The organism is Flagellimonas aquimarina (assembly GCF_003149745.1).
In the GTDB taxonomy this organism is placed as follows: domain Bacteria; phylum Bacteroidota; class Bacteroidia; order Flavobacteriales; family Flavobacteriaceae; genus Flagellimonas; species Flagellimonas aquimarina.
On the sequence record NZ_QGEG01000001.1, the window covers coordinates 1,027,289 to 1,052,667 of the forward strand.

Annotated in this window: 22 protein-coding genes; 14 read left to right on the forward strand and 8 right to left on the reverse strand. The window is 37.7% G+C overall.

The window, feature by feature from the left end; translation table 11 throughout:
* Positions 1 to 11 precede the first annotated feature (11 nt).
* On the reverse strand, positions 12 to 860 hold the full coding sequence (gene panC / locus DKG77_RS04710) for a pantoate--beta-alanine ligase (RefSeq protein WP_109660669.1): 849 nt from the start codon (positions 858 to 860) through the stop codon (positions 12 to 14).
* A gap of 102 nt (positions 861 to 962) precedes the next feature.
* On the opposite strand from panC, the gene DKG77_RS04715 reads away from it, so the two are divergent.
* From DKG77_RS04715 to DKG77_RS04740, 6 genes are all read left to right on the forward strand, one after another.
* Entirely contained in the window at positions 963 to 1,772 is an 810-nt protein-coding gene (locus tag DKG77_RS04715) for a glycogen/starch synthase (RefSeq protein ID WP_109660671.1), read from the forward strand.
* A gap of 5 nt (positions 1,773 to 1,777) precedes the next feature.
* Positions 1,778 to 3,667, forward strand: coding sequence for a DUF4270 family protein (locus tag DKG77_RS04720; protein ID WP_109660673.1), 1,890 nt, complete (start codon positions 1,778 to 1,780; stop codon positions 3,665 to 3,667).
* A gap of 107 nt (positions 3,668 to 3,774) precedes the next feature.
* Complete coding sequence (glmS, locus tag DKG77_RS04725; protein ID WP_109660674.1) at positions 3,775 to 5,622, forward strand: glutamine--fructose-6-phosphate transaminase (isomerizing); 1,848 nt, start codon at positions 3,775 to 3,777, stop codon at positions 5,620 to 5,622.
* 210 nt (positions 5,623 to 5,832) lie between these two features.
* Positions 5,833 to 8,595, forward strand: a complete 2,763-nt coding sequence (locus DKG77_RS04730) for a TonB-dependent receptor (protein ID WP_109660677.1) — start codon at positions 5,833 to 5,835, stop codon at positions 8,593 to 8,595.
* A gap of 163 nt (positions 8,596 to 8,758) precedes the next feature.
* Positions 8,759 to 10,267, forward strand: a complete 1,509-nt coding sequence (gene atpD, locus DKG77_RS04735) for a F0F1 ATP synthase subunit beta (protein WP_109660679.1) — start codon at positions 8,759 to 8,761, stop codon at positions 10,265 to 10,267.
* Between the two features lie 3 nt (positions 10,268 to 10,270).
* Positions 10,271 to 10,549: a F0F1 ATP synthase subunit delta/epsilon gene (locus tag DKG77_RS04740; protein WP_109660681.1), complete on the forward strand. Its 279-nt coding sequence runs from the start codon at positions 10,271 to 10,273 to the stop codon at positions 10,547 to 10,549.
* Between the two features lie 52 nt (positions 10,550 to 10,601).
* Here the strand turns inward: DKG77_RS04740 and DKG77_RS04745 are convergent, their stop codons facing one another.
* The gene (locus tag DKG77_RS04745; RefSeq protein WP_109660683.1) at positions 10,602 to 11,132 is read right to left on the reverse strand and encodes a GNAT family N-acetyltransferase; all 531 of its coding nucleotides are present in this window, start codon (positions 11,130 to 11,132) and stop codon (positions 10,602 to 10,604) included.
* A complete protein-coding gene (locus DKG77_RS04750; protein WP_109660685.1) occupies positions 11,133 to 12,929 on the reverse strand; it encodes a M61 family metallopeptidase in 1,797 nt (598 codons plus the stop codon).
* A 64-nt stretch (positions 12,930 to 12,993) separates the two neighbouring features.
* On the opposite strand from DKG77_RS04750, the gene DKG77_RS04755 reads away from it, so the two are divergent.
* The 3 genes from DKG77_RS04755 to bioD are packed head-to-tail and all read left to right on the forward strand — an operon-like array spanning position 12,994 to position 15,151.
* Positions 12,994 to 14,151, forward strand: coding sequence for an aminotransferase class I/II-fold pyridoxal phosphate-dependent enzyme (locus tag DKG77_RS04755; protein ID WP_109660686.1), 1,158 nt, complete (start codon positions 12,994 to 12,996; stop codon positions 14,149 to 14,151).
* Between the two features lie 2 nt (positions 14,152 to 14,153).
* Positions 14,154 to 14,537, forward strand: a complete 384-nt coding sequence (locus tag DKG77_RS04760; RefSeq protein WP_109660688.1) for a putative signal transducing protein — start codon at positions 14,154 to 14,156, stop codon at positions 14,535 to 14,537.
* On the forward strand, positions 14,537 to 15,151 hold the full coding sequence (gene bioD / locus DKG77_RS04765) for a dethiobiotin synthase (protein WP_109660690.1): 615 nt from the start codon (positions 14,537 to 14,539) through the stop codon (positions 15,149 to 15,151). The genes DKG77_RS04760 and bioD overlap by 1 nt, the downstream gene beginning before the upstream one ends.
* Here the strand turns inward: bioD and DKG77_RS04770 are convergent.
* A complete protein-coding gene (locus DKG77_RS04770; RefSeq protein WP_165819346.1) occupies positions 15,143 to 16,627 on the reverse strand; it encodes an ArnT family glycosyltransferase in 1,485 nt (494 codons plus the stop codon). The two genes, bioD and DKG77_RS04770, sit on opposite strands and share 9 nt — an antisense overlap.
* 53 nt (positions 16,628 to 16,680) lie before the next feature.
* On the opposite strand from DKG77_RS04770, the gene bioA reads away from it, so the two are divergent.
* From bioA to DKG77_RS04790, 4 genes are all read left to right on the forward strand, one after another.
* Complete coding sequence (gene bioA / locus DKG77_RS04775) at positions 16,681 to 17,976, forward strand: adenosylmethionine--8-amino-7-oxononanoate transaminase (RefSeq protein ID WP_243414842.1); 1,296 nt, start codon at positions 16,681 to 16,683, stop codon at positions 17,974 to 17,976.
* 10 nt (positions 17,977 to 17,986) lie between these two features.
* Positions 17,987 to 19,153 carry a beta-ketoacyl synthase N-terminal-like domain-containing protein gene (locus DKG77_RS04780; RefSeq protein WP_165819347.1) on the forward strand — a complete coding sequence of 389 codons (1,167 nt, stop codon included), beginning with the start codon at positions 17,987 to 17,989 and terminating at the stop codon, positions 19,151 to 19,153.
* Between the two features lie 84 nt (positions 19,154 to 19,237).
* On the forward strand, positions 19,238 to 20,338 hold the full coding sequence (bioB, locus tag DKG77_RS04785) for a biotin synthase BioB (RefSeq protein ID WP_109660694.1): 1,101 nt from the start codon (positions 19,238 to 19,240) through the stop codon (positions 20,336 to 20,338).
* 60 nt (positions 20,339 to 20,398) lie between these two features.
* Entirely contained in the window at positions 20,399 to 21,277 is an 879-nt protein-coding gene (locus DKG77_RS04790; protein WP_109660696.1) for a cupin-like domain-containing protein, read from the forward strand.
* A gap of 1 nt (position 21,278) precedes the next feature.
* Here the strand turns inward: DKG77_RS04790 and DKG77_RS04795 are convergent, their stop codons facing one another.
* The 4 genes from DKG77_RS04795 to DKG77_RS04810 form a co-directional block, all read right to left on the reverse strand.
* Positions 21,279 to 21,749 (reverse strand): regulatory protein RecX, encoded by a 471-nt coding sequence (locus DKG77_RS04795; protein ID WP_109660698.1) that lies wholly within the window; start codon positions 21,747 to 21,749, stop codon positions 21,279 to 21,281.
* 12 nt (positions 21,750 to 21,761) lie between these two features.
* A complete protein-coding gene (locus tag DKG77_RS04800) occupies positions 21,762 to 22,019 on the reverse strand; it encodes a hypothetical protein (RefSeq protein ID WP_109660700.1) in 258 nt (85 codons plus the stop codon).
* An 84-nt stretch (positions 22,020 to 22,103) separates the two neighbouring features.
* On the reverse strand, positions 22,104 to 23,651 hold the full coding sequence (locus DKG77_RS04805; RefSeq protein WP_109660702.1) for an Rne/Rng family ribonuclease: 1,548 nt from the start codon (positions 23,649 to 23,651) through the stop codon (positions 22,104 to 22,106).
* Between the two features lie 266 nt (positions 23,652 to 23,917).
* A complete protein-coding gene (locus tag DKG77_RS04810) occupies positions 23,918 to 24,208 on the reverse strand; it encodes an HU family DNA-binding protein (RefSeq protein WP_036380395.1) in 291 nt (96 codons plus the stop codon).
* 123 nt (positions 24,209 to 24,331) lie between these two features.
* On the opposite strand from DKG77_RS04810, the gene mutY reads away from it, so the two are divergent.
* Entirely contained in the window at positions 24,332 to 25,369 is a 1,038-nt protein-coding gene (gene mutY / locus DKG77_RS04815) for an A/G-specific adenine glycosylase (protein ID WP_109660704.1), read from the forward strand.
* The last annotated feature ends 10 nt before the right edge of the window (positions 25,370 to 25,379 follow it).

The following is a 25,379-nucleotide window of genomic DNA, read 5'->3' on the forward strand; positions in this document are numbered from 1 at the left end:
CGCAAAATTAATTAATTCAATCTTAGATTGTCTATTAAGCGAACACCATTTGCGTAAACGGCTATGAACGCCCTATATTTTGTGTTTGCCTGTTTTTTAAGTATTGGAGTAAGTGTGTCTTCATCAGCAATTTCAAAATACTCCAACTTTAAAAAAGCATTTTTCTCAAACTGGGCCTTAACCCATTCCAAAATGTTATATGCACTTTCCGTGCCAAATTTGGTCTTGGCAGTTAGTAGTACATTGTATATAAAACTTGCTTCTTGCCTTACCTTTTTTGATAAGCGCTCGTTACGAGAACTCATTGCCAATCCGTTGGGTTCACGCTCTATTGGGCAACCAATAATTTGATATGGTAGTTTTTTGGATTCCACCATTTTTTTTATGATCTGTAACTGTTGAAAATCTTTCTCTCCAAAATAGGCCCTATTTGGAGAAACAGTCTTAAGAAATAATTCTACTATGGTTCCAACACCATCAAAGTGCCCCTCTCTAAACTCACCTTCCATGACCTTATCTAATCCATCAAATTGATAGGCCTGCGATTTTATGTTATTTCCGTAAATTTCATCAGCGGAAGGAGAGAAAACAACAATCTGTTGTGAAACACTACTTAGTAAATCAAGATCTTGCTCTATTTTTTTTGGATATTTCTCCAGATCATCCTTTTTGTCAAACTGTGTTGGATTCACGAAAATGCTTACCACAACCAAATCATTCTCCGCAAGAGCTGTTTTTACAAGCGAAATATGACCTTGATGTAAAGCGCCCATTGTAGGGACTAAACCAATGGTACGTTTTTCGGCAATTTCTTTTTGTAAGAAAGAGGTTAGTTCCTTTTTTTGGTCAAATACACGCATAGAGTAGTTCAAAAGCGTGCAAAAATACTATAAATACTGCTAATCAGCATAATTTTTGTATTTTTGCAGCTACGTTTTTCAGATAAGAAAAAGAAAGTGTTTATGAATGGTAAAAAGATATTGTTTGTATCTTCCGAATTAGTGCCTTACCTCCCAGAGAATCCAGTTTCCTTAATGTCTTACGAAGCACCAAGAATGGTCAACAGTAACGGGGGTCAGATACGTATTTTTATGCCTAGATATGGCAACATTAATGAAAGAAGACATCAATTACATGAGGTGATTCGTTTGTCAGGAATGAATTTGGTTATCAATGATATGGATATGCCCCTTATTATAAAAGTGGCATCAATTCCAAAGGAACGGATACAAGTTTATTTTATTGACAACGAAGAATACTTTAAAAGAAAAGCAACTTTTGAGGATGCTGATGGAAACCTGTTTCCAGACAATGACGAGCGAGCAATTTTCTTTGCAAAAGGAGTGGTTGAAACTGTTAAAAAGTTAAATTGGTCCCCAGACATTATACATGTTCATGGATGGATGGCATCATTACTTCCATTATATCTTAGAAAGTATTATGCTGATGAACCCTTGTTTGCAGACAGTAAAATTGTGACATCTGTTTATGATAAAGGTTATGATGGAGAGTTGGATAATGAAATGATGAATAAGATAGCTTTTGATGGTATTCCAAAGGAAAATATTTCTTCACTTTCCGCACCCGACTATAATAATTTGTTAAAAGTTGCAGTAGATTATTCTGATGCGGTTATTTTAGCCTCGGAGGAGATTTCCGATGACCTGAAGAATCATATTGCAAATCTTTCCAAACCGGTACTGCCCTACGTTTCTCTTCAAGAGGCGGAGGATGCATACACAAATTTCTATAAAACAGAAGTTTTAAAATAAGTTGCATGAAATTTTTTAGGATTGTTAAAGTTTCAGCTTTGGTTGGGGCCTTGTTTGTAGTAGCGACTTCTTGTGAAGAAGAACAATTGGGTACTATTGGAGAAGGAGTGGTAGCGGGAGAACCATTTACAACAGGTAAAGAGGTATTTGATGTTTTTGCCTTTAATAAAGGAGTAACAGCGGTACAGACCAATCGCTTGCCCTTATATCAATTAGGAACATATAACGACCCTGTTTATGGAAGTAGGACAGGTAGTATTATATCGCAAATAACCTTTGCGGCAGGACAACCAAACCCAACATTTGGAGATTCCTCCCAGGCTACTGAAGATGGTGCTGACACAGACGATGTTGATTCCACTATCCCAGAAAACGAAACGGTTACAGAGGTCTATTTGTTTTTGCCTTTTCAACGTGCAAGCGCTACGTTTAGGGACGCTGATGGTGATGGGGTTGATGATCAATTTGATGCTGATCCCGCTGACCCTAGTTCAGATACTGATGGAGATGGAGTAACGGACAATGATGAGCGTATCATAGGATCTAATCCTTTAGATGACTCTGAAGATGGTACTGAGGATGATTTTGTTCCCAATACCTTTCCAAAAAGGTTTGATTTGGACAGTATTTATGGTTTACCAACACCTGCAAATTCCATGGACCCCATAATAGAAGGGTCTGTTAAATTAAAGGTTTTCCGCTCTACATTTTTTCTTAGAGATTTAGATCCTAACGCAAATTTTGAAGAGGCTCAACAGTATTTTTCTAATCAGGACTTTTCAAGTTTTGTATCTGACGTGTTTTTTGATTCAGATGTAAATGAAGAGGGAGCGATTGAATTTAGCAATGAAGAAATGTTGGTTTTTTCAGAGGATGATCCAGAAACGGAAGATGTTGATGAATCTCTGCAGGTTGAAACTAGACTCAATCCAGGTCTGCGTATTCCATTGAACACCGCATTTTTCCAAGAGATTTTGGATAAAGAAGGACAGTCGGAATTACTTAGCCAAGCAAATTTTAATGACTATTTCAGGGGAATCCACATTTCTGGAACAGATATGGAAGAGCTAATGTTTTTGTTGGATCTATCACAGGCGAACATTACAATTACGTACAATTTTCAAGATTATAACGCAACAGAGGAAGAGGTGGAAACCGTGGAAAGGGATTATGTTCTAAACCTTCTTTTAAACAATAATGGAGCGCTTATCGGCAATGCTGTAAATACATTAACAGATAATCCTTTTCCTGCAGAAATAACCAATGCTTTGGGCAATGGCGAAAATGCTTCAAGAATATATGTGAAAGGAGGCCCTGGCGCAATAGCCGAGATAAGGCTTTTTGGAGAGGATGAGGACAGTCAAGTTCGAGGGCAAAACTTTATCGATGAGATAAAAGCTAATAATTGGATCATTAATGAGGCCAACTTGGTTTTTTATGTAGATAATGAAGCTTTTTCTGGAATGGATGGTGAAGAGCCTATAAGACTGTACCTATATAATGAGGAAACAAGCCAACCTATTTATAATGCTCTGACAGAAAATCGTACCACTGACGATTTTACCAATGAGTCTTTACGTACCTTTTTAAACTATGATGGAATCCTTGAAAAGGAAAGTGGGAAAGGTGTAAAATATACGATAAGAATAACTGATCATATCAACAATATTATCATAAGGGACTCTACAAATGCCAAATTGGCCTTAACGGTAACTTCCAATATTTTTATAGCCAACGTAACCGAAGCAATGGGTATGGATATAGGAGAGGAGTTGAACATGCCAATTATGTCGACGGTAAATCCATTGGGAACCGTTCTTTTTGGAAGTGAAGTAGAAGATTCGAACATGGATAAAAAATTAAAACTCGAAATTCTATATACCGAAGCCAATTAGATAAATACCTTTTAAAGAGTTTTTTGGTTATACAGCATATAGAATTGCTAACTTTCCCCCATAGATTTTAACTTTGCGTTTTTAAATTAATTTTTTAAGATTTTTTTATGTGTGGAATAGTTGGATATATTGGTCATAGGGATGCTTATCCCATAATAATGAAAGGCTTGCAACGACTGGAATATCGTGGTTACGATAGCGCGGGGATTGTTTTATATGACGGCGAGAACACACACCTCTCCAAGACAAAAGGAAAAGTTGATGACCTTAGAAAGAAATCTGAAGCTACAATTTCCATAAACGGAAAGTTAGGCCTTGGACATACCAGGTGGGCAACACATGGTGTTCCAAACGATATAAATTCCCACCCCCATTATTCAAGTTCTGGTGATTTGGTTATTATTCACAATGGAATTATAGAGAATTACGAGTCCATAAAAAAAGCACTTATAGCCCGCGGATATTCTTTTGAGTCCGATACAGATACGGAGGTTCTGGTGAACCTTATTGAAGAAATCAAGAAGAAAGAAGGGGTTAAACTTGGTAAAGCGGTGCAGATAGCACTTAACCAAGTAGTTGGTGCCTATGCAATTGCGGTGTTCGATAAGAATAAACCAGATGAAATAGTGGTTGCCAAATTGGGTAGCCCTTTAGCTATAGGAATTGGTGAAAATGAATACTTTATTGCTTCGGATGCTTCTCCATTTATAGAGTTCACAAACAATGCGGTGTATTTAGAGGATGAAGAAATGGCCATAATCCGTATTGGGAAGGAAATTAAATTGCGAAAAATCAAGGATGATGCAATTGCTTATCCTAACATTCTGGAACTTCAAATGAATCTTGAAGAGATAGAAAAAGGAGGCTACGATCATTTTATGCTTAAGGAGATCTATGAACAGCCAAGGGCGATTTTGGACACGTATAGAGGAAGACTTTTGGCAGACCAAGGTATCGTTAAGATGGCGGGGATTGACCAAAATCTTGAAAAATTCTTAAATGCTAATAGAATAATAATTGTTGCTTGCGGTACTTCATGGCATGCTGGATTGGTTGCAGAGTACATTTTTGAAGACTTGGCAAGAATTCCTGTTGAGGTGGAATACGCTTCGGAGTTCCGTTATAGAAATCCCGTCATAACAGAAAACGACATTTTAATAGCAATATCACAATCAGGAGAAACCGCTGATACTTTGGCGGCCATTAAACTGGCAAAAGAAAAAGGAGCCTTTGTTTTTGGGGTTTGTAATGTAGTAGGGTCCTCTATAGCAAGAGAAACACACGCTGGAGCTTATACACATGCTGGGCCGGAAATTGGAGTAGCTTCTACAAAAGCTTTTACAACACAAATTACAGTGCTTACTCTAATTGCCTTGAAACTAGCTAATGAAAAAGGAATCTTTTCAGAATCTAAATACCATGAATTTCTAACCGAATTGGAAAGTATTCCAGCGAAGGTGGAAAGAACATTGCAATCTAACGAAATCGTAGAACAGATTTCAGAAATATATAAAGACTCTACTAATTGTCTGTATCTAGGTAGAGGGTACAATTTCCCAGTAGCATTAGAAGGAGCTTTAAAACTTAAAGAAATTAGTTACATCCATGCAGAAGGATATCCTGCGGCAGAAATGAAGCACGGTCCAATTGCTTTGATCGATGAACAAATGCCGGTAATTGTTATTGCTACCAAAAAAGGACATTACGAAAAAGTGGTTAGCAATATTCAGGAAATAAAATCAAGGAGCGGTAAAATCATAGCGATAGTTACAGAAGGAGATAAAACTGTTAAGGAATTGGCGGACCATGTGGTTGAAGTCCCTGAGACCTCAGAAAGTCTTACGCCCTTGCTTACAACAATACCATTGCAATTGCTATCCTATCATATAGCCGTAATGAGAGGTTGTAACGTGGATCAGCCCAGAAATTTAGCAAAATCGGTTACTGTAGAGTAACTTTATAAAATCATAAAAATGTAATAAAGGCACTGGTTACAGCGCCTTTTTTTGTTAAAAACGTAGTCAAAACATGTTTTTTTTAGCAAAAAAGTATTATGCATGCATAATTTTTTTCAATTTTGTAGAAATCAAATGAAAAAAAATGTATCTTCCCCCTCCAATACTTAACAGATACTTAATAACTAATTTAACTCTAATTCAAAGCTAATGAGAAGACTAATAATCATTTCCCTCATGCTGTTTGGTGTTATCTCTTATGCGCAGACAACAGTACAGGGAACGGTAGTTGATGAAAACAATGAACCTATTCCGGGAGCCAATGTAGTGTTGGTTGGAAAGGCTGAAGGAACTACTACAGATTTCGATGGAAACTTCACTTTTAATACCTCGGAACAACCCCCTTTTTCACTCCGTTTTACGAGTATAGGATTTTCAGACTTAATACTGCAGGTCACCTCTAATAATCAGACGCTTTCTGTAACGTTAAGTGAGGCATCAACGCTTTTGGATGAAATTGTAATCTCAGCCTCAAGAACTCCAGAACGTATTTTTGAATCCCCTGTTTCGGTTGAAAGATTTGGGTTAAAGGAAATCAAGAATACAACGGCTGAATCCTTCTATGGTGGTTTACAAAACTTAAAAGGAGTTGATATCAATACCAACAGTTTAACGTTCCAATCCATAAACACTAGAGGGTTTGCCACATTTGCCAACAACAGATTTTTGCAACTTGTAGATGGTATGGACAACTCTGCACCAGGACTAAACTTTGTTTTAGGGAACTTGGTTGGTATGTCTGAACTGGAAGTACAAAGTGTAGAGATTCTTCCAGGAGCTTCATCTGCATTATATGGTGCAGGTGCGTTCAATGGTATCTTGTTCATGCAAAGTAAAAGTCCTTTTGATTTTCAAGGGATTAGCGCTTATGGAAAAACAGGTCTAACATCACAGGATGCTGCAGGAGATAACAACTACTATGATTTTGGGATTAGAGTGGCCCATGCGTTTAGCGACAAACTGGCTGTAAAAGCAAATTTATCTTTTTTAAAAGGTGAGGATTGGCATGCAGTAAACACTACAGATTTAGGAAATCTTGGAGCAGATAGAACTGATCCAAATTATAATGGTCTTAATATTTATGGGGATGAGGTAACTACATTATTGAACTTTGATGCAGCAGCTGGATTGCCAACTGGAACTGTTGGTGCGGCCAATGTTTCCAGAACAGGTTACGCAGAAAGCGATTTGGTGGATTATGACGCACAAAGTGTGAAAACAGATTTCTCTATTTTTTACAGACCTTTTGCTAACGATTTTGAGATTATCTATAATGGTCGTGTGGGTCGTGGTAACACGATTTATCAAGGAGCAAATAGGTATTCTGTAAAAAACTTTATTCTTCAGCAACATAAAATTGAATTCAGAAATAAGAATTTCTTCCTTAGAGGATATATCACAACAGAAAACTCTGGTGATTCCTATGACACGCGTTTTACAGCTATTAATGTAAACAGAAGATGGAAAGGAGATACACAGTGGTTCACAGAATATGCCCAAACCTACATACCCACTTTCTTAGGAGGTATACAACAAGGAGGTCTTTCAAGGGAACAGGCTTCGACCGCAGCACATGCGGCGGCAAGACAAGCAGCAGATACAGGTAGGTTGGTGCCAGGTACTCCAGGGTTTCAAAGTGCTTTTAATTCTGTTACTACAGATGGGGATTTAACTACTGGATCTAAATTTATAGATAATACTAAATTCCGCCATGCAAACGGAAACTACAATTTAGCACACCTCATAGATGATTGGGCGGATGTTCAAATAGGTGGCTCTTTTAGAGAATACGAGCTAAATTCAGGAGGCACTATATTTACGGATTCTGATGGGCCAATTAAGTACAATGAATATGGTGCATATGCGCAACTTCAAAAGAAGTTTTTCGATGATAGATTTAAGTTTACCGGTTCTGCTCGTTACGATAAAAACGAGTTTTTCGATGGCTTTTTGTCACCAAGACTTTCTTTAGCCTATACAGCTGGTGAACGAAGAAATCACAACTTTAGAGTTTCTGCGCAGCAAGGATTTAGGAATCCTACAACCCAAGATTTGTTTATTGGGTTAAATGCTGGGTCGGCAATTTTGGTAGGATCTGCACCATCCAATTTAGATAAAGACGTAAGAACATTTGATGTTAGCCAAAGTGGTCAAGACTTAATTGGACAAGAAACGGTTGATATTGTTGGCAGGGCTGCTTACGAAAATGCATACTCGCTAAGTTCAGTTTTAGCAGGAGCACCTGAAGCAGTTAATACGTCTATAATTGAGCCTGAAGAGATTACTGCTTTTGAGGCGGGATATAGGGGGCAAATTGGAAAATTCACAATAGATTTAAGCGGTTATTATAATAGGTATAAAAACTTTATTGCCAATGTAACGGTATTTGTTCCATTTTATGGTACAGCCGGTGATGGTGGATTATCATTGTTAGCTTTACAAAACGGCGATAGACAAGCTTATCAAACGTATACAAACTCTGAAAGCGATATCAATTCTTATGGTGGAACTATTGGGGTGGATACCAAGGTCTTGGGGAATTTTGACCTAGGGGTTAATTATACCTATGCTGAATTGGATTTTGATGAAGCCAGATTTCCTGATTTCAGAACCAACTTTAATACGCCAAAGCATAAAGTGAAGGCTTCTTTTGGAAACACAGCACTTTTTGAAAACTTTGGGTTTAATGTAAATTATAGATGGAGCGATAGTTTCTTTTGGGAAGCATCTTTCGCAGATGGAGATGTTCCGGCATATACCGTGTTGGATGCTCAAATCAACTATTCCGTTCCAAGCATAAAATCAGTTTTCAAAGCAGGAGGGTCCAACCTTCTTGGGGATGAATATTTTCAAGCAGTTGGAACAGGTAACATAGGATCTATCTACTATGTTTCTTGGACAATCAACCCTTAGTAAACAACTTTAAAATACATTAAAAGGCACTGAGAAAATCAGTGCCTTTTTTGTTGCTAAAAAAAGGGATTATAAGTTTCACATTAAAAATGGAAAAGTATATCTTTGCAGCCGGAAAAAAAGCAGTTTTTTCCTTCGTATTCAATTAAAAATAAACACAGTAATGTCTAAAGTTACAGGTAAGGTTGCACAAATTATAGGCCCGGTCATTGACGTTGAGTTTGAGTCGGGAACAGAAATCCCAAAGATTTATGATTCTCTAGAGATCAATAAAGCTGATGGTTCCAAGTTGGTACTGGAGGTTCAATCTCATGTTGGTGAAAATACGGTTCGTACCATTTCTATGGATTCAACGGATGGTTTAAGTAGAGGAGTTGAGGCCCATGCCACTGGTAATGCAATTCAAATGCCAATAGGAGAGGATGTTTACGGACGTCTTTTCAACGTAATTGGAGATGCTATTGATGGTTTGGAAAATTTACCAAAAACAGGGGACAATGGACTTCCAATTCACAGAGAAGCTCCAAAATTTGAAGAATTATCCACTTCTACTGAAGTACTCTTCACAGGGATCAAAGTAATCGATTTGATAGAACCTTATGCAAAAGGCGGTAAAATTGGATTGTTTGGTGGTGCCGGTGTTGGTAAAACGGTATTGATTCAGGAATTGATCAACAATATTGCAAAAGGACACGGTGGATTGTCTGTATTTGCTGGTGTAGGGGAAAGAACAAGAGAAGGAAACGATTTACTTCGTGAGATGTTGGAATCAGGGATTATAAAATATGGCGATGATTTCTTACACTCTATGGAAGAAGGTGGATGGGACTTATCCAAAGTAGATAAAAAGGCAATGAAAGAGTCTAAAGCGACTTTCGTTTTTGGACAGATGAATGAGCCTCCTGGAGCACGTGCCCGTGTTGCATTATCCGGACTTACAATTGCTGAATACTTCCGTGATGGTGCTGGAGATGGTCAAGGAAAAGATGTACTTTTCTTCGTAGATAACATTTTCCGTTTTACACAAGCAGGTTCAGAGGTATCTGCACTTCTTGGAAGGATGCCTTCTGCGGTAGGATACCAACCAACTTTGGCAACTGAGATGGGTGCGATGCAAGAAAGAATTACATCAACGAAAAGAGGTTCCATTACATCTGTACAGGCGGTATACGTTCCTGCGGATGATTTAACGGATCCAGCTCCTGCTACAACCTTTGCTCACTTAGATGCGACTACGGTACTTTCTCGTAAAATTGCTGAGCTAGGTATTTATCCTGCGGTTGATCCTTTGGATTCCACTTCAAGGATTTTGACACCAGAAATTTTAGGAAAAGAGCATTACGAATGTGCGCAACGCGTAAAAGAGTTATTGCAACGATATAAAGAGCTTCAGGATATTATTGCCATTCTTGGTATGGAAGAACTTTCAGAAGAGGATAAATTGGCTGTAGGTAGAGCAAGGCGTGTACAACGTTTCTTATCTCAACCTTTCCATGTTGCAGAGCAATTTACCGGTATCCCTGGGGTATTGGTAGATATTAAGGATACCATTAAAGGATTTAATATGATTATGGATGGTGAATTGGACCACTTGCCAGAATCTGCCTTTAACCTAAAAGGAAGTATCCAAGATGCTATAGAAGCAGGAGAAAAAATGTTAGCTGAAGCTTAAGATATGTATTTAGAAATAGTATCACCAGAAGCTACGTTATTTGCAGGTGAGGTAACCTCGGTTACCGTACCCGGGATAAATGGCGAATTTCAAATGTTGGAGAATCACGCACCTATTGTTTCCTTGCTTCAAGAAGGAGATGTTAAGGTTCAGGGAGATATTACCATTGATGAAGATTTTCAAAATAAATTTTCCAAAGGTTCAAATGGTGAGACTGTTCTCTCTATCACTAGCGGAACTATTGAAATGAAAGACAATAAGGCAATCGTCTTGGCGGATTAAGCTATACAGAAAAATAAGGATAAAAAAGGCCGCTCATTTGAGCGGCCTTTTTTTATGTTAATAGAATAAGATGCCAATCCTTTCCTTCAGAAGAGTACTTTTTTAATTCGGTGAACCCAACTGCTTTATGAGCATTTAAAGAACGCTGGTTCTTAGCATCAACCTCGGTAATTATGCCGTCAAAACCTTCCGGAAGGTTTTCTTTCATGGTTTTGTATAAACCCCTAAAGATACCTTGCCCTCGATACTCTTTTGCCACACAAATTTGACCCATGACCATATGGTTTTGGTTGTTTTGCACCATCTTGTCGATTTCATGGAACATGGGTTTTAAAACTTCAATGGAATGAGCAAACTGAGGATGCATACATAGTGCATATCCAACTACGTTTCCTTCGTCTACAGCAATTATGTGAGGACATTTAGCATGCATTTCTTTTAGAACATCCAGCGAATGTTCTACAGTTAAAAAACCTTCTTGTTCTTTTTCCTCCATGCTCAATTTATTGGGAAGGTTGAGTTGCTGTAGCGAAAGAATTTCTTCAAGCTGAGCAAGCGTTGACGTTTGTTCGTAGACAATCATCTATTCAGTTTTAAGCCACTCTTTTCGTTTTTTCAACATGTCTGCGGTAGGTACTTGGTCTACATCTTCCATTAAACGGATTGAATAACCAGGATGCGGCTCAGGAATCAAAGTAGTGGTTTTTGCATTTCCAAACCGAGAAAAGCTAACCTTCAGAGAATCACCTATATTGAACTGTTCAAGATAATCAGCAATTTTCTGCCCTTCTGAAAAAGGAATGTTGTTGATGTTCAAAATCACATCTCCTTTATCTAATTGGGCTTTGTAAGCCGGACTTCCGATTTTTGGATTTCTTCTAATGCGTGCCCCGTTACCATCTTCATTTATGGAGAGCGAAAAACCAAAATAAGGATTGTCGTTACTTTGTTGAAGCGTTACACCCACAGATTGAAAAAGTGCATTATAATTTGGCATGTTGCTTTTATAGATGTAGTTGTTAAAAAAGGCATCCCCTAAAGCTTTACCCGCATATTGGTTCAAAACCGCATGAAGATTGTCTATGGTGTATGGAATTTCCTTTTTCCCATATTGTTGCCAGACCATTTTCATATAATCATCAAGGTTCAGATTGTTTTGTCTTAATGACAAATCTAATGCCAGGCCCAAAACACTTCCATAGGAGTAATACGAAATAAAGGTATTCTCTCTATTTACAGGATCCACGGAAGTAGCTGCATCTACAAAAGGGGCTTGAAAACTCATTTCTATTGGATTAAAAAATTGCCTCGCTGGCGAATTCCACACGTAGTTGAACCTTCCCGCTAGACCTTCTACATACTCTTTTGTAGATATAAGTCCGGCTCTGCATAAGATTAGATTGGTATAATAACTTGTAAAACCTTCTGCAAACCAGAGTTCACCACTCATGTTCGCCGCTTCAAAATCAAAAGGCTCCAAAGTTTTAGGTCGTATTCTTTCAACATTCCATGCATGAAAAAACTCATGAGACACCGTTCCAATATTCCGGGCCATTCCACCGTTTGCCAAACTGCGGGTGCTCGTTAAAATGGTGGAATTCCTATGCTCCATACCATCCCCGGAAGCATTGGGAATATAACAGGCCAAAAAAGTATAGGTATCATAGTCAAAGTCTGGAAGTTCGCCATAGACCTCTTTTTCAGCTAGAACCACTTTCTTTACTTTTTCAAAATAGGTATCGGCTTCTGCTTCAGTTCCATTATGGTGTAGAACGAGCTGAATTTTTTTTGAATCCAACTGAAAAGACTTCATGGTAAAATCACTTATCTCAGTTGGGCTATCCATAAAATAATACAGGTTTGGAGCCCAATAAGTTGTTCCCGAAACCATTGGCAACTGGGTTGCAACTTTCCAGTTAAGGTCTTCTCTTACTTTAAAAGTGACTTCAATTTTACGCTCGTGCAGTTTTGGGGCATATATGAACGTTGCGGGAATATTTAGATGAGCATGGGTCTCATCAACTTGCGAATAGGTGCCGTCGCCTCTGTTTGCAAAGAGTGTATACTCAATTTTTACAGAACCATCGTGTCCACTTATATCCCATTCATATGGGTTGGGCCTATTAACCTTTAAGAGATTGCCTTTACTGTCCATGGCTTTAAACCCATATACATTTTTTGCAAATTCATGTAGCGCGTATCTACCGGGAGAGGTTCTGCTCATAAGCACTGAAAGGGTGTCCATGTCCAAATTGGAAAATATAGCTTGGACAGACGCTTCATGATGAACGGCATTCTCAAATGAAATTTCGTAAGTGTTGATTTGAGCTACTGTTATCATAGTAGAAAGCAACACAAAAAAAGTAAAATAGGTCCTCATTGAATAAAAGGTTTGTAAGAGACTAAAAGTACTATTTAAAAATAGTAAATGCTAAATTTGTACCATGGAGAAACTGCCAGAAAAGCTGCAATCAAAACTATCAGAAAGGTTGAAAAATGGCTCAATGCGCAGCCTAAAACAGGATGGTGGCTTGATTGATTTTTCTTCAAATGATTATTTAGGGCTTGCTAGGAAAAAGACAATACTTGAAGCGGTCGAAACAATTCTCAAGGAAAACGATCTTAAGAAAAATGGAGCCACGGGGTCTAGATTGCTCACAGGAAATCATATTTTATATAAAGATCTTGAGCATTTTTTAGCAGTGTGCCATAATTCAAAATCGGCCCTGGTCTTCAACTCCGGGTATGATGCCAATGTTGGATTCTTTTCTTCTGTTCCGCAACGTGTAGATGTGATTTTTTACGACGAATTGGTACATGCGAGTATTAGGGATGGCATTAAAATGAGCAATGCAAAGAACCATAAGTTCAAGCATAACGACTTGGACAATTTAAAAGATAAAATAGAAGCCTTACTTCCGGTGGAGTCGAGAAATACCGAATCGGAAATTTATGTTGTTACCGAATCTGTTTTTTCCATGGATGGTGATACACCAGATTTATTGGCACTATCAGATTTTTGTGCTAAAAACGGGTGTCACTTGATTGTTGATGAAGCGCATGCAACAGGAATTTTTGGTGATGGAAATGATTTGGTTTGTCAGCTGGGACTAGAGGAAAACATTTTTGCAAGAGTCATCACTTTTGGCAAAGCATTGGGTAGCCATGGGGCGGCCATTTTGGGTAGCGCAGGTTTAAAAACCTATTTGGTAAATTTTGCTCGAAGCCTAATCTATACCACTGCACTTTCACCACATACGGTGGCTTCAGTTTTAGCTTCATATCAATATTTAAAAACGTCTGGCAAAGAAGATAGATTACGGTTAAAAGAAAACATTAAGTACTTCAAGGAGCAACTTCAGCACTTAAAACTAGATACTTATTTTATTGAAAGTGAGTCAGCGATTCATTCATTGTTAATTCCCGGAAATGAAAAGATAATGCAGTTGTCCCAAAATTTACAAGATGGGGGGTTTGACGTAAAACCAATTCTTTCTCCCACTGTAAAAATAGGGCGGGAACGATTGCGTTTTTGCTTACATTCATACAATACAAAAGAAGAAATATCGCGAGCTTTGTCAATAATAAGAAATCTTTTATAATAATGGCACAAGAATTTCATACACTTGGCTCTTTTGAGTTTCCCGCAGATGTGCAAATCATTAAAGGAAGGCTGGAGGCCGAGGGTATTCCTGTTTTTTTAAGAGATGAGAACACCATTAACTCGGATCCGCTGATTAGTGGTGCAATTGGTGGTGTAAAATTACAAGTTTACAATACGGATAAGGAAAGGGCAAAGAAAATATATGATGAGGTTCGTAGCTACGCCACAGATAATGATGGCAATCTAATTGTTTGTCCAAATTGTAAAGCAACTAAGTCTGAGACCTACTATTCTAGAAACAGTATCTTTTATAAACTGTTTCCCTTTTTTGAGCCTAAAAAGTATAAATGTGCTCAATGTAATTTTATTACCAAACCGCAATAATGAAACTTTTTATAACAGGGATATCCACTGATGTTGGAAAAACCATCGCATCTGCCATAATAGTAGAAGCACTTCAAGCAGATTATTGGAAACCGGTGCAAGCCGGTGATTTGGAGTATTCTGATAGTGATAGAGTTGAAGGGTTGATTTCCAACGGCAAGACAAGAATCCATAAAAACAGCTATGCATTGAATACCCCAATGAGTCCACATGCTGCTGCGGAAATAGATGGAATCACTATTGGAATTGATAAAATCAAGGAGCCTAAGACCAAAAATCTGCTTGTTATTGAAGGTGCAGGCGGGTTACTGGTGCCACTAAATGATTCTGATACCGTGTTTGATTTGATTAAGCCAGATTATAAGGTAATTGTAGTATCCAGACATTATTTGGGGAGTATCAACCATTCGCTTTTAACAATAGAGAAACTTCAAGAGAGAAATCTAAAGATTGGGATTATTTTCAGCGGAGATGAACATCCAACCACTGAAAGCATTATTCTAAAGAAAACCAGTGTTACTTTTCTTGGACGTATTAATGAGGAAGAGGTTTTTAATAAGAAGGTCGTTAAAAAATATGCGTCACAATTTAAATCTGCTCTAGATTCATTCTAATCTTTGGTATATTAGTCCTCCTTCTATTGTTTTAACCAAGGCATAATTGTTTTCTAGATAAACATCTATGTAAGAGTTAAAATCCTCTAATTTTTTATCAAAGATTTTCTTGCCTTTTCGAGCCACTATTGTTTTAGGTTGAACCACTTCTAAAATATAGCGCAATTCTTCCATTCCTGTTTTTCGTGGATTCTTCATAAACGGAAAAAGTTCATCTCTGGTTATGCTACTAGGGTGGGTAGATGCTTTTGTAGGGGGTGTTTCGTTTAGAACCCAATATCCAATATGGTATTCGGTAAAAAATATATTTTTGGTCTCTATTTCATTTTCAACAATATATCTTGGAACATCAATCCCTTCACCGTTAAAAAAAGTGCCTTTTTCCATTTTGTTCGAAACAACATTTACATATTCCAGATAAGCCTCCATTGGAAGCAACACTAAAAGAACAACAACAATCCCATTGTACTTTTTATTAATTATTGGAAACCTGCTTACGGCCATACCGACCGGAACAATAATAAAGGGATATAATTGAATTAGATAATGTCCATTTACTTTGCCCGCTTGCATGAACGAGAGCAAAATACCAATAGTAATCACAGTTAAGAGTTGTAATTGTTTAGATCTAGAGTCAATTAGTTTTAAAGCAAACCCTGTGTATAAAAGGCCTAGAATAATAAAAACAAAGGGAAGCGTTTTAAGAAAAGAATGTTGTTTTGACCCTGAATAGGCCAATGGAGCTTCAAAAATTGATTGCCACCAGATTGTAATATCACCTTGTAAATAGTAGGGAATTGCAGTAGAGACAACGAGCAGTACAAATGCCACACCCATGACAAAAAGCCTTTGAAAACCATGCCATAACTGTTTTTCATGAAATGCTTTCCAAATAAAATAAACTCCTATCGCAAGTAGCGCATAAGCCATGTTAAGTTTAGACATCACGGATAATCCAAAAAGAATTCCAGTAAAAAAATACCAAGCAAGATGTTGTTTGGAAAGTAAAATATAAACGCCTAAAACAAAGAACATAGTGCAAATATGCTCAGACATTACTCCTTGCAAACTTCCAAACAAGCTTTGTAAAAACACACAAAATACCGCAGACCAAAAACTAACTTTCTTAGAAGTGATCTTGGTTCCGATCTTGTATGTAAACAGAGCGGTTATAACAACTAGAACAACTCCTGCCAGGCGAATGGCTATAAAGCTTTTTCCGAAAACCGAAATGACCACTGCAAAGAACAAAAATGTAATTGGAGGTTTTAGGTCCCAAAGTTTAGTATATGGCAAAAAGCCATCCACCCATGATTGGGCCATTATAATGAACGTACTTTCATCCCGATCAATATAATCCCTAAAAAAGAATGGAAACCGAATAACCAACGCAACTAAAAAAAGAATTAAAAAAACCGTTTTCCAATTAAGGTTTTTGTAGTTGGAAGCATGAAATAAGGAGGCGGTTATAAGCACTTTAAGGATTAAGTTTTTTGTGTTTTAATTACCATCTTTGCAAGATAGATAAATTGAAGCGTTTGACTAATCCCGTGGTATTGGAAAAATTATCAGATAGAGACAAAAAACACCTCTGGCACCCATTGACCCAGCATAAGGTCCATTCCAATATGTTGGCAATTTCCAAAGCCAAGGGTGCAGTTTTGTTCGATGAAGATGGAAAGGAATATATAGATGGCATTTCCTCATGGTACACGGCCATGTATGGGCACTGTCACCCTTATATTTTGGAAAAAGTTGGGGCACAAATGCAGCAATTGGATCAGGTTGTATTTAGCGGTTTCACCCATGAGCCTGCTGTGAAACTTTCAGAAGAATTGATTAAGATCCTTCCGGAAAACCAAGAAAAACTCTTCTTTTCTGATAATGGTTCCACAGCAACAGAAATAGGAATAAAAATGGCCCTACAATACCATTTTAACAAGGGTGAAAAACGAAATGTACTGTTAGCATTTGAGGAAGGATTTCATGGCGACACTTTTGGTGCAATGTCCGTTTCTGGGTTATCGGTTTATAATGGTCCTTTCAAAGATTTTTTTATTGAGGTGGAACGAATTCCAGTACCTACAATGGAAAATATTGAAGGTATAGTAAGGCAATTGCAAGTCCGCTTAGAAAAAAACAATGTGGCCGGATTTATTTATGAACCCTTGGTTCAAGGAGCGGCAGCGATGAAAATGCACTGCGCAGAGGGACTTGGTCAGATATTGGCATTATTGAAAGAGCACAATGTGCTGACCATAGCAGATGAGGTCATGACGGGATTTGGTAAAACGGGCAAATACTTTGCTTCTGATTACATACAGACCAAGCCAGATATTATTTGTCTTTCTAAGGCACTGACCGCAGGATTGGTACCTATGGGACTTACTACTTGCACCGAAAATGTGTATAATGCATTTTATAGTGATGACATTGCAAAAGGACTGTTCCATGGTCATACATACACTGCAAATCCCTTGGCTTGTGCGGCAGCACTGGCAGCATTGGAATTGCTCAAGACAGATGAGATTCAGGGTAATATTCAAAACATTATCCAATGGCACAACAAGTTTGATGATGAGATTAAAAGCCATCCAAAAGTGGCCTCTACCAGACAATTAGGTGTTATTTATGCTTTGGATTTAAATGTAAAAATGGAACGTTACGGCAATTTAAGAGACAAGCTCTTCAAACATTTTATGGATAACGGAGTTTTTCTTCGCCCGTTGGGAAACACCATTTATATTCTGGCTCCCTTTATTACAACAAAATCGCAAATGAATCGTATTTACGGCACTATCAAGTCCGCAATAGAAATGGTGTAACCGGGTTAAAATGTTGAAAGAACCAATTTCCATAACGGCTATATCCTCCATTTCTTCGCTTGGGAATTCCCTAGAGGAAATTTGGAATTCTTATTTGAATGATAATCACTACCTATCACAAGTAAACATTGGGAAACAAAGTGTTTGGGGGTCAATACTGCCAAACAAAGTAAAATCGGAAATTGAAAACCTTAGGCAGTCAGATACCAAGTATAAGGATTTGGATGACTCTGCCCTTTTTGCTATTTATACCGCAAGGAATGCAGTTGATGCTGCCGGTTGGAGTGGCAATACTGATTTTGGAATCAACATTGGTTCATCTCGAGGAGCTACCTCCCTTTTTGAAAAGTATCATGAAGAGTTTCTAAGAGAAGGCAAGTCATCCACTTTGTCTTCACCAACCACAACTTTGGGTAATATTTCATCTTGGGTAGCGCATGATTTAAAATCTAAAGGCCCAGATATTTCTCATTCCATTACATGCTCTACGGCATTACACGCCCTTTTAAATGGTGTTGCTTGGATTCAGAGTGGTATGACGGACAAGTTTTTGATTGGAGGAAGCGAGGCTCCCTTAACGCCTTTTACCATTGCGCAAATGCAGGCGCTAAAAATCTATTCAAAATCTGTAGACAAGTATCCATGTAAGGCCTTGGATTTGAAGAAAAAACAAAACACTATGGTTTTGGGAGAAGGTTCGGCCATGGCTTGTTTAGAAAAGGGAGAAAAGCAAAATGCAGTTGCCTTGATTGAGGGAATTGGGTATGCAACTGAGCCTTTGGAGCATAACGTTTCTATTTCAACAGATGCGCGATGCTTTCAACAGTCTATGAAGATGGCTTTGGGAGATTTAAATCCAGATGAGGTAGATGCTATAGTGATGCATGCACCAGGAACGGTTAAGGGTGATTTATCTGAGTTTAAGGCGATAGAAAAAGTTTTTTGTAACAAAACACCTTTTTTAACTACCAATAAGTGGAAAGTAGGTCATACTTTTGGAGCCTCTGGGATGTTAAGTGTCGAAATGGCAATTTTAATGTTACACCACCAACAAGTAATAAAAGTCCCAAGTATAGCCTATAATACCATACCCAAAACTATACAAAGAGTACTAATAAATGCCGTGGGTTTTGGTGGAAATGCGGTAAGCGTTCTCTTAAGGAAACCTAATCTATAATAATCTTACCAGTTACTTAAAACCAAACTTCCTTGTTCTTTATTCTTGAATATGCTGTATTTTTGAATTAGAAATTTATGCAGTATGAGCACAATCAAACATAACTGGACAAAAGAGGAAATTCTTCAAATTTATAATAAGCCATTAATGGAGTTGCTTTATGAAGCGGCAACAACACATAGGCAATATCATGACCCAAACACGGTGCAGGTTTCTACATTGCTTTCCATAAAAACTGGAGGTTGTCCTGAAGACTGCGGCTATTGTCCGCAGGCAGCTCGTTACCACACAGATATCAAAGGAAATGATTTAATGACTGTAACGCAGGTAAAGGCACAGGCTTTACGTGCAAAAGAATCTGGCAGTTCCAGAGTTTGTATGGGTGCCGCATGGAGAAATGTAAAGGATGGTCCAGAATTTGACCAGGTCTTAGAAATGGTGCGTACCATTAACAAATTGGATATGGAGGTCTGCTGTACCCTAGGAATGATTACAGAGAATCAGGCGAAAAGATTGGCAGAGGCTGGGTTATATGCCTATAATCATAACTTGGACACCTCTGAGGATTATTATAAAGACGTAATTTCTACTCGAGCTTTTGAAGACCGTCTGGAAACCATAGATAATGTAAGAAAGAGCAATGTTACTGTCTGCAGCGGAGGAATCATAGGAATGGGAGAACAATTGGAAGACCGAGCTGGAATGTTGGTGGCCCTTGCCTCTTTAAACCCACAGCCAGAATCCGTACCAATAAATGCGTTGGTTGCTGTTGAAGGTACGCCTATGGAAGATATGGAACCTATATCTATCTGGGAAATGGTAAGAATGGTGGCAACTACAAGAATTGTAATTCCGGAGACTCAAGTTAGGTTATCTGCAGGACGAACAGAAATGAGCAGAGAAGGACAAGCGATGTGCTTTTTTGCAGGAGCTAATTCCATATTTGCTGGGGATAAATTGCTTACTACGCCAAACCCTGATGTGAATGAGGACATGGAAATGTTCAAGCTTCTAGGATTGAATCCACAAAAACCCTTTACTAAGATTTCACAACCTAAAACAGTTGAAGCTTCAGATTCTGAGTATGAAACATTAGACGAAAAACCCAAATGGACTCGCCCTGGACATACAATCGAACGTAATGAAAAGGCTAAACAAAAGTCAAACTTAGTTTCCAAGGAATAAGGTTTCAAACATCATTTGAAAACCTTTTATTAATTTAGTTGTTTCAAAATATGTGAAATTTTGGAGCTTAACCTTGAACAAATTCCCAGAGAACAAACACTTTCAAAGAAAGAGTTCATCAGAAAGTACTTTAGACCGCAAAAACCTGTGGTAATAGAGAACTTTGTTGACGATTGGCCAGCATATTCCAAATGGAACTTGGATTATATCAAGGAAGTTGCAGGGGAAAAAATTGTTCCGCTCTATGACGACAGGCCTGTAAAACATGATGAGGGTTTTAACGAACCTCATGCTAGAATGAGGATGGGGGACTACATTGAACTTCTAAAAAACGAGTCTACCAAATACCGTATTTTTCTTTGGAATGTTTTAAAGGAAGTTCCCCAATTGCAAAAGGACTTTACATATCCTAACTTCGGACTAAGATTAATGAAAGGATTGCCAATGCTGTTTTTTGGCGGCAGTGATTCCCATACGTTTATGCACTATGATATTGATTTGGCCAACATCTTCCATTTTCATTTTGAAGGAAAGAAACAATGTATTCTTTTTCCACAATCAGAAACCAAATTCCTTTATAAGATTCCGCACTCCTTAATTACCAGAGAGGACATAGATTTTGCGAAACCAGATTTAAAAAAATGGCCAGCATTAAAAAATGCCAAAGGCCATGTAACACAATTGGAGCATGGTAATGTGCTCTATATACCAGAAGGTTATTGGCATCATATGAAGTATATTACGCCAGGATTTTCATTGAGCTTAAGGGCAATTGCCAGAAGGCCCAAAAATTTTGGGAAAGCAGTATACAATCTTCTTTTTATGCGTCATTTTGATAATCTAATGAGACGACTAAAAGGACAAGAATGGATTGATTGGAAGAATGAAAAGGCAATAGAGCGAACACATAGCTTGTTATTTCAAGAATTGGGTCCTTAGGTTAGACAAGTTCCTTCAGCTTTGCATAGACCAAATTACTTTCCCAACCTCTGTAGAGTAGATAATCAGCCAGTTTTTTCTTTTTCTTCTGAACGTTGGATTCGTGGATTTGAGCTAACCTTTTTGTGGCAAGCTCATCTAGGGTCTTGTGATAATCCTCTTCTTCTATTTCTGCCAGGGCACTTTTAATATTGAATTTTGATACTTGACGCAGCTTTAGTTCATTTACAATACGATTTTTGCCCCATTTTTTAATGGTGAACTTCCCTCTGGCAAAACTCTTTGCAAAACGCTCTTCGTTTAAGTAATTCTCTTGAATAAGGTGTGTGGTAATTTGATCTATAGCTTCAGGAATCATGCGCATGCCCTTTAGTTTTGCAATGACTTCTTTATGGCAACGCTCTTGGTAGGCACAATAACTCTCAAGTTTTCTGGTAGCTTCAGCAAGGCTATATGCTTTATGGCTGATCATAGGGACAAAGAGTTATAAATTTTTACGGTAATCCAGTTCGGCCTGCATCAACTTGGCTTGTTTCAAATTAATGATAACAATGATAGCAGAACCTGCAGTAACCATTAAAAGAGGAAGTGCAGAACTATCCTTTTTGAAAAGAAAGAGATATAGCACTGTTAGCAATACCAAAATAGAGGTCCCGATCAGCATTCCTGCAATTACTTTGATGGTTTTTATATTTTGTCTTAACTGTTCGGACGATTGTGACTTTATTTTTTCATTCTTCATTTTAGGATATGCTATCTCTTCAAATTTTTGTTTTCAATATACTAAAAACAAAAAAAGCGACCCTATTGCTAGAGTCGCTTTGTATTATCTAATTGTTTTGCCGTCCTTGTCTTTAAAACGGTATTCAAGGTATGTGTAGGCATCTCTAGGTTGAATTTTAACCCATTTCTTATATTCTAAGAACCACTTATAACGTGGAGATGGAAATCCTTTGGTCAGGTAAGCGGCAATAAAAGGATGTATATTCAAAATAATACCATTATCCTTTTGCTTACCCTTCATGATTCGCTCTAAATCAACATTGATTTTGTCTATTAAGACAATTGGAGCTTCAACTTCGGTTCCTGTACCATTTGGATTTTCCTCACTTGTCTTGATATTCATTTCTGGACGAACCCTTTGTCTGGTAATTTGCACCAAACCAAATTTACTTGGGGGCAAGATTTTGTGCTTTGCCCTATCATCCTTCATTTCATCTCTTAGGTGATCAAATAATTTTCTTCTGTGGTCACCTTTGACCATATCAATGAAATCAACTACGATAATACCGCCCATATCGCGAAGGCGAAGCTGTCTTGCAATTTCTGACGCTGCAGAAAGATTTACTTCCAGTGCGGTATCCTCTTGGTTTTTAGCCTTATTGGAACGGTTACCACTGTTAACATCAATCACATGAAGTGCTTCTGTATGTTCAATTACAAGGTAAGCTCCTCGGCTCATAGAAGCCGTTCGGCCAAATGAAGTCTTTATTTGACGGTCAATTCCAAATTTTTCAAAAATTGGAGATGCGCCAGAATAATGTTTTACAATTGACTCCTTTTGGGGTGCGATTTCATGTAAATAATCTTTGATTTGATTATAAAGTGTCTCATCATCAACATGAATTCCGGTAAAGGAATCGTTGAAAACATCTCTTAGTATGGAAGAAGCTCTGTTTAGCTCTATCAATACTTTGGATGGATGAGGTGCTTTTTGCAGTCTCCTGCACATTTTCATCCATTTGGATGATAAATTCTGAAGATCCTTGTCCAGTTCTGCAACTTTTTTGCCTTCTGCAACGGTACGTATAATAACGCCAAATCCTTTTGGCTTAATACTCTTTACAAGTCGTATTAACCTATCTTTTTCTTCTTTGCTCCCTATTTTTTGTGATACGGAAACACGATCAGAAAATGGAACCATAACCAAATAACGCCCTGCTAAGGAAAGTTCTGAGCTTATTCGTGGTCCCTTGGTGGAAATGGGTTCTTTTACAATTTGTACCAATAATGACTGATTGGCCTTAATAACATCGTTAATACTGCCATTCTTGTCTATATCTTTTTCAAATGGAAAGTCTTTAAGGGAATAGTCTTTTAGTTTTCCCGTTCTAACTTTTTTTATGAATTGCAACATAGATGATAATTGCGGACCTAGGTCATGATAGTGCAGGAACGCATCCTTTTCATAACCTACATTTACGAATGCCGCATTTAGACCGGTAACGGGCTTTCTTATCTTAGCTAAGAAAATATCCCCTACGGAAAAATTGTTGTCATCCTCATCTTTGTGTAATTCTATAAGCCTTCCATCTTTTAGTAAGGCAAAATCGACTGCTTCTGGGCTAGATCTAACAATTAATTCTCTATTCACCTGAATCGATTTTTATTTATCCTGCAATGTTTACGGGATAAATGATTAAACAATATGTAGAATCGGTTTTTTCAAACCGATTGAAATTCTTTTTTGAATCTCTATGTCAAAGAACGTATGTGCGTAAAATGAAAAAGTAGTTGTAACAACTACTTTTTCTTGTGTCGGTTAGCTCTCCTGCGCTTTTTGCGCTTATGGGTAGCTACCTTATGTCTTTTTCTTTTTTTACCACTCGGCATATGGCTCTTCCTTTAATGTTAGTTATATTATTTTACTTGAACGTTGCTTTTTACGCCTTCAACAAAAACTTTTGCTGGTTTAAAGGCAGGGATATTATGTGCAGGAATTTTAATAGTAGTGTTCTTAGAAATGTTTCTACCTGTTTTTTCCGCTCTAGTCTTAATGATAAAGCTTCCGAAACCTCTTAAATAAACATTATCACCATTCTCCAAGGACGATTTAACCTCCTCCATAAAAGATTCTACCGTTGCTTGTACGTCTCCTTTTTCAATACCTAGTTTTTCTGAGATTCTAGTTACAATATCTGCTTTCGTCATTTCGTATTATTATTTTCTTATTTTTTTAGGCTTGCAAATATAAAAATTAAAATTAATCTTTTGTTTAAACCCTTTAATTTTAAGTATATAAACTGCTACATTTAACCATTAGTATTTACCTACATGTCTTTTTCCCAAAAAATCTTGAAATGGTACGGCCAGAATAAGCGTGAACTTCCGTGGAGGGCAACCAAGGATCCATACAAGATTTGGCTTTCGGAAATCATGCTGCAACAAACACGTGTTGCCCAAGGAATGCCATATTACCACAAGTTTCTAGAAGCATTCCCCACTGTCTATGACCTTGCAAATGCCAAAGAAGAGAAAGTTTTGAAACTTTGGCAAGGGTTGGGATATTATTCTAGGGCCAGAAACCTTCATGCCACGGCAAAAATTGTGATTGATAAATATGAGGGTAAGTTTCCCAGCACATATAAAGAGCTAAAAGGACTTAAAGGGGTTGGGGATTATACCGCCAGTGCTATCGCCTCTATATGTTTTAATGTGCCAGAACCTGTTGTGGATGGTAATGTATATCGTGTGCTGTCTAGGTATTTTGGAGTGGATTTACCTATAAATAGTCCAAAAGGAGTTCAGTATTTCAAGCAATTGGCAAGAGATGTAATGAATACAGAGAATATTAGGGATTACAATCAAGGCATTATGGAGTTTGGAGCTATACAATGCGCCCCAAAAAAGCCGTACTGTTTGTTATGTCCTTTAAATGATGGTTGTGTGGCCCTAAAAGAAAATAAAATTGGCGGTCTACCGGTAAAACTTAAAAAGACAAAGGTAAAAGACCGATATTTTAACTATTTGGTTATTTTGGACAAGGATAAATGCACTTTGTTAGAGCAAAGGCACGGAAAGGGGATATGGCAAAACCTCTATCAATTTCCTTTATTGGAATCGGAGTATGTTTTGGAAATAGATGAATTGCAAGAGCAAATAGCTCAACAATCCGCGTTACCCAGTTTGCAAACCATTAAATTGTTTAATGAAAAAGAGATAGTTCACAAACTATCTCACCAAAATTTACATACAAGGTTTTGGATTTTGGAAGCAAGGGACGCAATTAAGGATGGAATTTCATGGGAGCAAGTTCACACTTTTCCTGTTCCCGTTTTGATTGCAGAGTTCATCAAAATATTTAAAATTTAGTACTTTTGAT

Coding starts and splice junctions, on each gene's coding strand:
- mutY (WP_109660704.1), top strand. CDS start 24,332: ATGTCTTTTTCCCAAAAAATCTTGAAATGGTACGGCCAGAATAAGCGT.
- DKG77_RS04810 (WP_036380395.1), bottom strand. CDS start 24,208: ATGACGAAAGCAGATATTGTAACTAGAATCTCAGAAAAACTAGGTATT.
- DKG77_RS04760 (WP_109660688.1), top strand. CDS start 14,154: ATGGCACAAGAATTTCATACACTTGGCTCTTTTGAGTTTCCCGCAGAT.
- panC (WP_109660669.1), bottom strand. CDS start 860: ATGCGTGTATTTGACCAAAAAAAGGAACTAACCTCTTTCTTACAAAAA.
- DKG77_RS04750 (WP_109660685.1), bottom strand. CDS start 12,929: ATGAGGACCTATTTTACTTTTTTTGTGTTGCTTTCTACTATGATAACA.
- atpD (WP_109660679.1), top strand. CDS start 8,759: ATGTCTAAAGTTACAGGTAAGGTTGCACAAATTATAGGCCCGGTCATT.
- glmS (WP_109660674.1), top strand. CDS start 3,775: ATGTGTGGAATAGTTGGATATATTGGTCATAGGGATGCTTATCCCATA.
- DKG77_RS04800 (WP_109660700.1), bottom strand. CDS start 22,019: ATGAAGAATGAAAAAATAAAGTCACAATCGTCCGAACAGTTAAGACAA.
- DKG77_RS04780 (WP_165819347.1), top strand. CDS start 17,987: ATGTTGAAAGAACCAATTTCCATAACGGCTATATCCTCCATTTCTTCG.
- DKG77_RS04755 (WP_109660686.1), top strand. CDS start 12,994: ATGGAGAAACTGCCAGAAAAGCTGCAATCAAAACTATCAGAAAGGTTG.
- DKG77_RS04730 (WP_109660677.1), top strand. CDS start 5,833: ATGAGAAGACTAATAATCATTTCCCTCATGCTGTTTGGTGTTATCTCT.
- bioB (WP_109660694.1), top strand. CDS start 19,238: ATGAGCACAATCAAACATAACTGGACAAAAGAGGAAATTCTTCAAATT.
- DKG77_RS04720 (WP_109660673.1), top strand. CDS start 1,778: ATGAAATTTTTTAGGATTGTTAAAGTTTCAGCTTTGGTTGGGGCCTTG.
- bioD (WP_109660690.1), top strand. CDS start 14,537: ATGAAACTTTTTATAACAGGGATATCCACTGATGTTGGAAAAACCATC.
- DKG77_RS04740 (WP_109660681.1), top strand. CDS start 10,271: ATGTATTTAGAAATAGTATCACCAGAAGCTACGTTATTTGCAGGTGAG.
- DKG77_RS04745 (WP_109660683.1), bottom strand. CDS start 11,132: ATGATTGTCTACGAACAAACGTCAACGCTTGCTCAGCTTGAAGAAATT.
- DKG77_RS04715 (WP_109660671.1), top strand. CDS start 963: ATGAATGGTAAAAAGATATTGTTTGTATCTTCCGAATTAGTGCCTTAC.
- DKG77_RS04795 (WP_109660698.1), bottom strand. CDS start 21,749: ATGATCAGCCATAAAGCATATAGCCTTGCTGAAGCTACCAGAAAACTT.